Below are 9,164 nucleotides of genomic sequence, written 5' to 3'. Positions count from 1 at the left end.
AGGAGACCCCCGCTCCCGGGTGCCCCCATGCTCATATCCGGCCTGTTCGGTGGGCTTCGTCAGTTCGGTGGGGGTGTGGGGCGGAGGGCCTGGGCCAGGGGGGTGTTGCCGGTGATGTGGGCTGTGCCTGTGGTGAGTTGGTGGGTGAGGGTCGCGGTGGTCAGGGGGGCCGTTGCCTCCGGGGTGAACTTCAGGGTGGCGTCCGCGGGGTGGGGGGCCGGGCCCTCGCCGTAGGGCGGGTCGTCGCCGAGGCGGACGTGGAAGACCCCCTCGGGCAGGTGCACCTCGACGAGGGCGCGTCTCTCCGCGTCGGGCCCGAGCGCCTGCTCCAGCGCGTCCTCCAGGGCCGTGCGCACCGGTACGGCCCACCAGTGGACGCGGACGGCGTCGGTGGAGCGGGGCGTGCCCAGGTCGGCGGCTCCCCAGCGGGCCAGCGCCGTGAGCACGGGGAGCAGTTCGCCGCCGCGCGCGGTCAGTTCGTACACCTTGGCCGTGGCGGGGCGGGGCAGGGCGCGGCGCACGACGAGGCCCTCGCCCTCCAGGTGTTTGAGCCGGGCGGCGAGGACGTCGGTGCTCACTCCGGGCAGGTCGGCGTGGAGATCGGTGTACCGGCGGGGGCCGGCGAGCAGTTCGCGGACGATGAGCAGACTCCAGCGGTCACCGACGGAGTCGAGGGCGCGCGCTATGGCGCAGAACTGGTCGTAGCTGCGGCGTGGTCGGCTCGGCATGCCCACAGTCTAGACAACGGGTTGGACTTTCCAAGTGGGGACTTGGTAGAACCAAGTGAGTGCAGGGTGTCTGAAGGAGGGTGGCCGAGCATGGAGTTCCGGCAGTCGAGCAAGCTGAGCGAGGTCTGTTACGAGATCCGCGGCCCGGTGATCGAGCAGGCCGACGCCCTGGAGGAGGCCGGCCACAGCGTGCTCCGGCTGAACACGGGCAATCCGGCGCTGTTCGGCTTCGAGGCGCCCGAGGAGATCCTCCAGGACATGGTGCGGATGCTGCCGCAGGCGCACGGCTACACGGAGTCGCGCGGCATCCTGCCCGCGCGCCGTGCCGTGGCGCAGTACTACCAGCAGCGGGGCTTCCCGGAGGCCGACGTCGACGACGTCTATCTGGGCAACGGCGTCTCGGAGCTGGTGTCGATGGCGGTCCAGGCCCTCGTGGAGGACGGGGACGAGATCCTCATCCCCGCCCCGGACTTCCCGCTGTGGACGGCCGTGACGACGATGGCCGGAGGGAAGGCCGTGCACTACGTGTGCGACGAACAGGCCGACTGGCTGCCCGATCTCGACGACATGGCCGCGAAGATCACCTCACGCACCAAGGCCGTCGTGATCATCAGCCCCAACAACCCCACGGGCGCGGTGTATCCGCGCGAGCTGCTGGAGGGCATCCTCGATCTGGCCCGGCGGCACGGCCTGATGGTCTTCTCGGACGAGATCTACGACAAGATCCTCTACGACGGTGTGCAGCACCACCACGTGGGCACGCTGGCACCCGATCTGGTGTGCCTCACCTTCAGCGGGCTGTCCAAGGCGTACCGGGTGGCCGGGTTCCGCTCGGGCTGGCTGCTGGTGTCCGGGCCGCAGCAGCACGCGCGCAGCTATCTGGAGGGGCTGGGCATGCTGGCCTCCATGCGGCTGTGTCCCAACGCGCCCGCGCAGTACGCCATCCAGGCCGCGCTGGGGGGCCGGCAGAGCATCAAGGATCTCGTCCTGCCCGGCGGCCGGCTGCTCGAACAGCGGGACGTGGCCTGGCAGAAGCTCAACGAGATCCCGGGCGTCAGCTGTGTGAAGCCGAAGGGCGCGCTGTACGCCTTCCCGCGGCTGGATCCCTCCGTGCACAAGATCCACGACGATGAGCGGTTCGTGCTGGATCTGCTGCTGCGCGAGAAGATCCAGGTGGTGCAGGGCACGGGCTTCAACTGGGCCGCGCCGGACCACTTCCGCATCCTCACGCTGCCGCGTGCCGATGATCTGGATGCCGCGATCTCCCGGATCGGGCGCTTCCTCGACGGCTACCGGCAGTGACGGGTGTGCGGCGTACCGGCCGCACGGCGCCGGAGCCCCGTGCGGCCGGCTCGCGGATCAGTGGATGTTGTCCGCCTCGGCGGCCACCGTCGTGCTGTCGCCGTGCCCGGTGCGCACGACCGTCTCCGGCGGCAGGGTCAGCAGCCGTTCCCGGATCGAGCGCAGGATGGTCGGGTGGTCGGAGAACGACCGTCCCGTGGCCCCGGGGCCGCCCTGGAAGAGCGTGTCCCCGGTGAAGACGGTGCCCAGGTCGGGCGCGTACAGACAGACGGCGCCGGGCGCGTGGCCCGGGGTGTGCAGCACCGTCAGTGCGGTGTCGGCGATCGACAGCCGCTGTCCGTCGGTGAGTTCACCGTCCGGCTCCCGGTCCGGGTGGGTCATCTCCCACAGCTCCCGGTCGTCCGGGTGCAGCAGGATCGGGGCTCCGGTGCGGTCGGCGAGGGCGGGTGCCGCGTCGATGTGGTCGTTGTGCGCGTGGGTGCACACGATGGCCCGCAGCGCCCGGTCCCCGACGGCCTCGGCGATGGCGTCGGCGTCGTGTGCGGCATCGATGACGACGACCTCGGACGCGTCGCCCACGATCCACACGTTGTTGTCGACGTCCCAGGTGCCGCCGTCCAGGCTGAAGGTGCCGGAGGTGACGAGATGGTCGATGTGCGCGGCCATCAGAGAACCACCACCGAACGCAGCACATCGCCCGCGTGCATCCGCTCGAACGCCTTCTCCACCTCGTCCAGCGCGATCGTCTCGGTGACGAAGGCGCCCAGGTCCAGCCGTCCCTGGAGGTGCAGATCCACCAGCATCGGGAAGTCCCGCGAGGGCAGGCAGTCCCCGTACCAGGAGGACTTCAGCGCACCGCCCCGGCCGAAGACGTCCAGCAGCGGCAGCTCCAGCTGCATCTCCGGCGTGGGCACACCGACGAGGACGACGGTGCCGGCCAGATCGCGGGCGTAGAACGCCTGCTTGTAGGTCTCGGGGCGGCCCACGGCCTCGATGACGACGTCGGCGCCGTTGCCGCCGGTCAGCTCCCGGACGGCCTCGACGGGGTCGGTGTCGCGGGAGTTGACGGTGTGGGTGGCGCCCATCGATTCGGCGGTGGTCAGCTTCCGGTCGTCGATGTCCACCGCGATGATCTTCGCCGCGCCGGCCAGCCGCGCGCCGGCGACCGCCGCGTCCCCGACACCGCCGCAGCCGATCACCGCGACGCTGTCGCCCCGGGTGACCTGCCCGGTGTTGATCGCCGCGCCGATCCCGGCCATCACACCGCAGCCGAGCAGTCCCGCGACCGCCGGGGAGACGGCCGGGTCGACCTTGGTGCACTGGCCAGCGGCCACGAGCGTCTTCTCGGCGAACGCGCCGATGCCGAGCGCCGGTTCGAGCTCGGCGCCGCCCTTCCCGAGGGTCATCTTCTGCCGCGCGTTGTGGGTGTCGAAGCAGTACCAGGGCCTGCCGCGCTTGCAGGCCCGGCACTGGCCGCAGACCGCCCGCCAGTTGAGGATCACGAAGTCACCGGGTGCGACGTCGGTGACACCCTCGCCGACGGCCTCGACGACGCCCGCCGCCTCGTGCCCGAGCAGGAACGGATAGTCGTCGCTGATGCCGCCCTGCTTGTAGTGGAGATCGGTGTGGCAGACGCCGCACGCCTGCACCTGCACCACGGCCTCGCCCGGGCCGGGATCGGGCACCACGATGGTCTCGACCCGCACCGGTTCGTTCTTTCCGGGTGCCACGACCCCGCGTACTTCCTGCGCCATGCGTGTGGGCCTCCTCTTGTCGTTCGTCGGGCGCGGGACTCGCTCCGCGCCGGAGGCCCATTGTCGCTGCCGTTCCGCCGTGCGGGGAGGATGTGCCCGGCTCCCGTCCGCCCGTGCGCGGCCGGGCGCGTCCGGCTTCGCGCCGGGGTGCGCGTCCTCGGACGCCGGAGTGGTTCCGGTGCCGGGCGGGCCCCGGTTCCCGACGGGTTCCGACCGCCCCGGGTCACCCGGTCCCGGGCCGGGTGGTGCCGCCACGGCGGCGGATGGCCGACAATGAGCGCCCGTGAGTGCATACCGACCTCCCAGGGCCCGGGTCGTCCTGCTGACCGGTCCCTCCGGCTCCGGCAAGACGCGGCTGGCCGCCCGTACGGGCCTGCCCGTGCTCCGGCTCGACGACTTCTACAAGGAGCGCGGCGATCCCACGCTGCCCCTGCTCGCCGCGACGCGGGCCGTCGACTGGGACTCGCCGCAGTCCTGGGACGCGGACACGGCGGTGCGCGCCATACAGGAGCTGTGCCACTCGGGCCGGACGACGGCGCCGCTGTACGACATCGCGGTCAGCGCCCGCGTCGGCCGGGAGACGGTACGGCTGGACGGGGCGCGGCTGTTCGTCGCCGAGGGGATCTTCGCGGCCGACATCGCGGAACGCTGCGCAGCGCTGGGCCTGCTGGCGGACGCGATCTGTCTGCGGGGCCGGCCCTTCACCACGTTCCGCCGGCGGCTGCTGCGGGATGTGCGCGAGGCACGCAAACCGGTGCCGCTCCTTCTCCGCCGGGGCTGGCGGCTGATGCGGGCCGAGGGGGAGATCGTCGCCCGGCACCGTGCGCTGGGCGCCGCGCCGTGCACCCGGGACGAGGCGCATGCGCGGATCGCCCGGCTGCGCACCGGCGGTGCCACGCGGTCGGCGGCCTGAAGTCCGCCCGCCGGTGCGCGGCGCCCGGGCGGCCGTCCCGGCCCGCGTATGTCTCCCGTCGGGCACAACTTCCCCTTCGACGGCCGAAGATCGGCACAATGGCAGGGTGCCGACCTACACCGAACTGCGACTTGCCGACGGAACCTCCGTACGTTTCGAGTGCGTGCCCGGGACGGGGGCGCCTCCCGCGCCCGCGCCGGAGGGCGCCGCCGCCGAACCGTCGGCGGCGCCCGTGCCCGCCCCGGGCGGCCCGCCGTCCGGCGGGGTGGACGACGGGCCGGAGGGCATGGGCCCGAGCGTGCCCGTGGCGCGGGGCGGGCGGCGGGTGGCCGCGTTCGCCGTGGACACGCTGCGGCAGACGCTGCGGCCGCTCGGCCCGCTGCTCCAGGAGGTGCACGACGCGGTGCTGGCCGCCGGCCGGCCGCCGCAGGAGATCAGCGTCTCGTTCGGCCTCCAGGTGGGCCAGGATCTGAAGTTGGGCATCGTCGGCGCGAACGGGCAGGCGCACATGACCGTTTCGGCGACCTGGCAGCCGCAGCCGGACTCCGGCACGGACCCGCGGCACGGCACGGACCCGCAGCCGGACTCCGGCGCGCCCCCGCAGCACGGCGCGCCCCCGCAGCAGGGCACCTCCCCGGGCGCGGCGGGCTGAGCGGGCGGGCAGGGCTCATGGGCTGGTTCCGTTCGGTGGGCGACCCCTCGCCCAGCGCAGATCCCCGGCAGTGTGTGCTGTCGGTCCGGCGGCGCGACGGGCGCAGCGCGGGCGGGGCCGTGCTGCTGGGCCCGGAGTGGGCGATCACCTGCGCGCACGTCGTCAACGACGCGCTGGGCCGGGAGCTGTTCGCGGCGGAGCCGCCGGGCGAGGCGGCCGTGACGGTCGTGGGCGCCGATCCGGCGGGCGGCGAGGGGCTGCGGCACCAGGCGGTGACGGCGTGCTGGATTCCGGCGCGGCGGCCGGACGGCTCGCCGGTGCCCGGCGGGGGCGTGGAGACGGGCGAGTGGCTGGGGGATCTGGCGCTGCTGCGGCTGACGGGGCTGCCGGGCGCGGCGGCGGCTCCGCAGTGGCTGGAGATGGCGCAGGGCCAGACGCTGCGTTCCTGGCACGGTTCGGGGCTGGCCCGCAGTTACGCCGATGTGCGGGTGGGCGCCTGTGACGGGCGGATCGGCTATCTGGACGGCGCTCCGACCGGCATGGCGATCGGGCCGGGCTACAGCGGCGGTCCGCTGTGGTCGGGGGGCGCGCACGCCGTGGTGGGGCTGGTGGTGGCGCAGTTCGCGCCGCCCGCGGATCCGGCCACCGGGGCGGCGGTGCCGCACAGTCCGCAGCACGTGGTGCGGCGTGCCTGGGGTGTGCCGTGGCAGCGCATCCGGGAGGAGCTGCGCGAGGCGGGCGCGTGGGAGCTGGTCGCCACGCGGGTGTGCGATCCGGACGATCCGGCGCTGCCGTTGCTGACGGGGCTGCTGGAGCAGCTGGCCGCGGGCGAGCGGCTGCGGACGCTGGGCCGGGAGGTCGCCGACCGGTGCGGGCTGGGGCACCGCACGGACGGATCGGCGCCCACGGTACGGGAGTTCGCCGAGCTGCTGGTGACCCATCCGCGTGCGCTGGCGGCGCTGAGCGGTCTGCTGCGCCGGGACGAGCCGCACACCGCGGCCATGCTGCTGGCGTGCGGCCGGTTCTCGGAGGTGCCGCGGCTGCTGTCGCCGTCGGAGGAGCGTGCGCTGCACACGCTGTTGAAGGAGCTGCCGCCGGAGGTGACCGGGCGGCTGGACGAGGTGGTGCGCGCGGCGCTGCCGAGGGCGGCGGCGCTGCCGTCGGCGCTGGACGGGCGGGGCGCGCGGCGGCTCTGGGACCATCTCGAACAGCTGCCGGGCGACAGCCGTGCGCAGTCGGAGGACCGGCGGGTGCCGGCCCTGCTGCGGGCCGTCGAGTTCGTGGCGGTGCTGTGTCCGGAGGGCTCGGGGCAGCGGGCGCGGCTGCGGCTGTGGGTGGACGGGGTCGCCGAGCGGCTGGCCACGCCCCGCTCGGCGCTGGCCGAACGCCGTGCCGAGGCGGAGGAGTGGGCGCGGACGGCGGCGGCGCGTACCGGGCCGCCGCGGGTGCTGGTGCAGGTCTCGCGCGCCGGTGAGCGCTACCGGCTGCGGGTGTGGTGCGACGAGGGTTCGGGCCCGCGTCAGGTGCCGACGGGCCGTGCCGCGTCCTGTTCCCCGTACGGCGGTTCCCGTCCGGGGGCCGCGGCGTCGGCGGAGCCGAGGGGGGAGCCGGTGGGTGCGCGGCAGGATCCGGTGCGGGGTGCGGCGGAGCAGCCGGAGGAGACGTACACGGCCGCGGAGGCGGCCCGGGCGCTGCTGGACGTCCTGGAGTCGCTGCACCGCTCGGCGCCGGGGGAGGAACGGCCGCTGGTGGAGACGCTGGTGGACAGCGCGTCGCTGAATCTGCCGGTCGACGAGTGGGAGAGCCAGGACTCCGGTGATCTGGTGCCCGGGGTGCTGGGCGCCGAGTACCAGCTCGTGGTGCACTGCCCCGAACTGCTGCGCAGGCACGAGCGGTTCGTCCCGGACTGGCGGCGCCGCTGGCGGCAGCTGGACAGCGGGGACGCGGTGCGGATCACCGACGAGTCGGCGGGCGGGCGCGAGGTGTACGCGCTGCTGCTGGACCGGCGGGACGCGGTGCGCGTCACGGTGGATGTGCCGGACCGGGCGCGGGACGAGATCGTGAAGGTGTGTCTGTCGATGGGTATTCCGGTGGTCGTGTGGGACCGCAGCACCGGCCGCCAGTCGCACGCCGTACGGCACATGACCGAGGTGACGACGCGTGCGCTGCCCGAGGGGGTGCGTTCGTACCGCGCCAAGACCCTGCTGCGGCCCGGGGAGTTCCCCGGCCGTCCGGTGCTGGCGTGGGCGGACGCGGACCGTACCGTTCCCCGATTGATGTTGTCCGAGCCGTGAGGGCGCCCGTGCCCCGGCAGATCCAGGAGAGTGCCGTATGACCTCCGCGACCCCGCCAGGCCCCCGGCCGGAGCCGGACGCCGCCGCCGTCACGGAAGCCGCAGATGCTGCCGACGATGGCAGCACGGCCGACGGTGGCGGTACCGGTGACGGCGGCTGGCGCATCTTCCGCGGTGACGGCCGCAGCCGCCGCGCCACGCTGCCTCCGGCGCCGCCGTGGCGCCGGTTCCGGCAGCCCGGTGAGTCGGGGGAGGCCGGCGGCCCGGCGCGGCCCCCGCTGCCGTATCTGATCTCCGACAGCCATGCCGATGTCGTCAACGCGGCCCTGCATCTGCGCCGTCCGCTGCTGGTGACGGGCCCGGCGGGCACCGGCAAGTCCTCGCTGGCCCGTGCCGTCGCGCACGAGCTGGGCCTGGGCGCCCTGCTGCGCTGGCCCGTCAACAGCCGCTCGACGGTGCAGGAGGCGCTGTACCAGTACGACGCGATCGGCCGGCTGCGGGAGACGACGCTCAGCCGGGACCGGGGCGAGGCCGAGCCGTCCATCGGCAGCTTCGTGCGGCTGGGCCCGCTGGGCACGGCGCTCGTCCCGGCCGAGCGGCCCCGGGCGCTGCTCGTCGACGAGATGGACAAGGGCGACGTCGATCTGCCGAACGATCTGCTGACCGTCTTCGAGGAGGGCGTCTTCGAGATCCCGGAGCTGGTGCGGCTGCCCGAGGAGCAGTCCAGGATCCGGGTGTTCACGGCGGACGGCGACGACACGGTCGAGGTCGACCGGGGCCGTGTGCAGTGCACGGAGTTCCCCGTCGTCGTCATCACCAGCAACGGCGAACGGGACTTCCCGCCGGCGTTCCTGCGCCGCTGCATCCGGCTGGATCTACCGGTGCCGGACGAGGAGCGGCTGCGTGCCATCGTCGCCGCGCACCTGGGCGAGGACGCGCTGCGCGAGGCCGACGAGCTGCTCCAGGCGTTCCTGCGCCGCCGGGCCCCCGGCGAACTGGCCACCGATCAGCTGCTCAACGCCGTCTTCCTGCGGTCCGGCGGCGTCGACCTGGACGCGGACGGGCTGCTGGACGCCGTGCTGCACCAGCTGACGGGAACGGTCTGAGCGTGCCGGAGCAGGGGCGGCCCGGCGCTGCCGGGGAGACGGCGGGCCGGGCGGCGCGCGAGGCCCGGCTGGGCTCCTTCCTGCACGCCCTGCGCGCCGCCGGGCGCGAGCTGGACCCGCACGAGCTGCTGGACGTGCTGTGGCTGGCCGGGCGCCTGCCGGCCGGCGACGGCGCCGACCCGGCGGCCTCCCGGCTGCCCCTGCCGCGCGCCCTGCGGCTGCACGCCACGCCGCCCGGGCCGGTGCCGGGGCCCGCGCACCCGCCGGATGCCGAGGACGGGCGGGACGAGACGCCGGACGGGCCCGGCGAGGACGCCGGTGCGCCCGCCGTCCCGCCCGGCGGCGAGCGGGCCCGGCCGGAGCTGTACGCCGCCGCGCCGCCCCGCGCGGACGCGCCGCGCCCGCGGCACACCGCG

The 9,164-nt window shown here is 74.5% G+C and carries 8 protein-coding genes and 1 pseudogene; 6 read left to right on the top strand and 3 right to left on the bottom strand.

Translation table 11 applies throughout. The features are described from left to right. Positions 1-59: 59 nt before the first annotated feature. On the bottom strand, positions 60-728 hold the full coding sequence (locus SCA03_RS34005) for a winged helix-turn-helix transcriptional regulator (protein WP_141275859.1): 669 nt from the start codon (positions 726-728) through the stop codon (positions 60-62). 90 nt (positions 729-818) lie between these two features. On the opposite strand from SCA03_RS34005, the gene SCA03_RS34000 reads away from it, so the two are divergent. Next, a complete protein-coding gene (locus tag SCA03_RS34000) occupies positions 819-2,030 on the top strand; it encodes a pyridoxal phosphate-dependent aminotransferase (RefSeq protein WP_030888717.1) in 1,212 nt (403 codons plus the stop codon). A gap of 57 nt (positions 2,031-2,087) precedes the next feature. On the opposite strand, the gene SCA03_RS33995 is transcribed toward SCA03_RS34000, so the two are convergent. Both SCA03_RS33995 and SCA03_RS33990 read right to left on the bottom strand, forming a co-directional pair. Then, a complete protein-coding gene (locus tag SCA03_RS33995; protein WP_030888721.1) occupies positions 2,088-2,696 on the bottom strand; it encodes an MBL fold metallo-hydrolase in 609 nt (202 codons plus the stop codon). Then, positions 2,696-3,784: an S-(hydroxymethyl)mycothiol dehydrogenase gene (locus SCA03_RS33990; RefSeq protein ID WP_030888724.1), complete on the bottom strand. Its 1,089-nt coding sequence runs from the start codon at positions 3,782-3,784 to the stop codon at positions 2,696-2,698. The genes SCA03_RS33995 and SCA03_RS33990 overlap by 1 nt, the downstream gene beginning before the upstream one ends. A 283-nt stretch (positions 3,785-4,067) precedes the next feature. Between SCA03_RS33990 and SCA03_RS33985 the strand changes: the two genes are divergently transcribed. From SCA03_RS33985 to SCA03_RS33965, 5 genes and pseudogenes are all read left to right on the top strand, one after another. Beyond that, positions 4,068-4,697, top strand: coding sequence for a uridine kinase family protein (locus SCA03_RS33985; RefSeq protein WP_086815644.1), 630 nt, complete (start codon positions 4,068-4,070; stop codon positions 4,695-4,697). Positions 4,698-4,803: 106 nt separating this feature from the next. Then, positions 4,804-5,349, top strand: coding sequence for a CU044_2847 family protein (locus tag SCA03_RS33980; RefSeq protein ID WP_086815645.1), 546 nt, complete (start codon positions 4,804-4,806; stop codon positions 5,347-5,349). Between the two features lie 17 nt (positions 5,350-5,366). Further along, positions 5,367-7,643, top strand: coding sequence for a VMAP-C domain-containing protein (locus tag SCA03_RS33975; protein WP_086815648.1), 2,277 nt, complete (start codon positions 5,367-5,369; stop codon positions 7,641-7,643). 37 nt (positions 7,644-7,680) lie between these two features. Next, complete coding sequence (locus SCA03_RS33970; protein ID WP_086815650.1) at positions 7,681-8,748, top strand: AAA family ATPase; 1,068 nt, start codon at positions 7,681-7,683, stop codon at positions 8,746-8,748. Positions 8,749-8,750: 2 nt separating this feature from the next. Beyond that, a pseudogene (locus SCA03_RS33965) lies at positions 8,751-9,164 on the top strand (hypothetical protein); the annotation flags it as partial.

The organism is Streptomyces cacaoi (assembly GCF_006539165.1).
Classification (GTDB): Bacteria; Actinomycetota; Actinomycetes; order Streptomycetales; family Streptomycetaceae; genus Streptomyces; species Streptomyces cacaoi.
The sequence above is the reverse complement of the archived record's forward strand: the minus strand, read 5'-3'. Positions and strand labels throughout refer to the sequence as shown.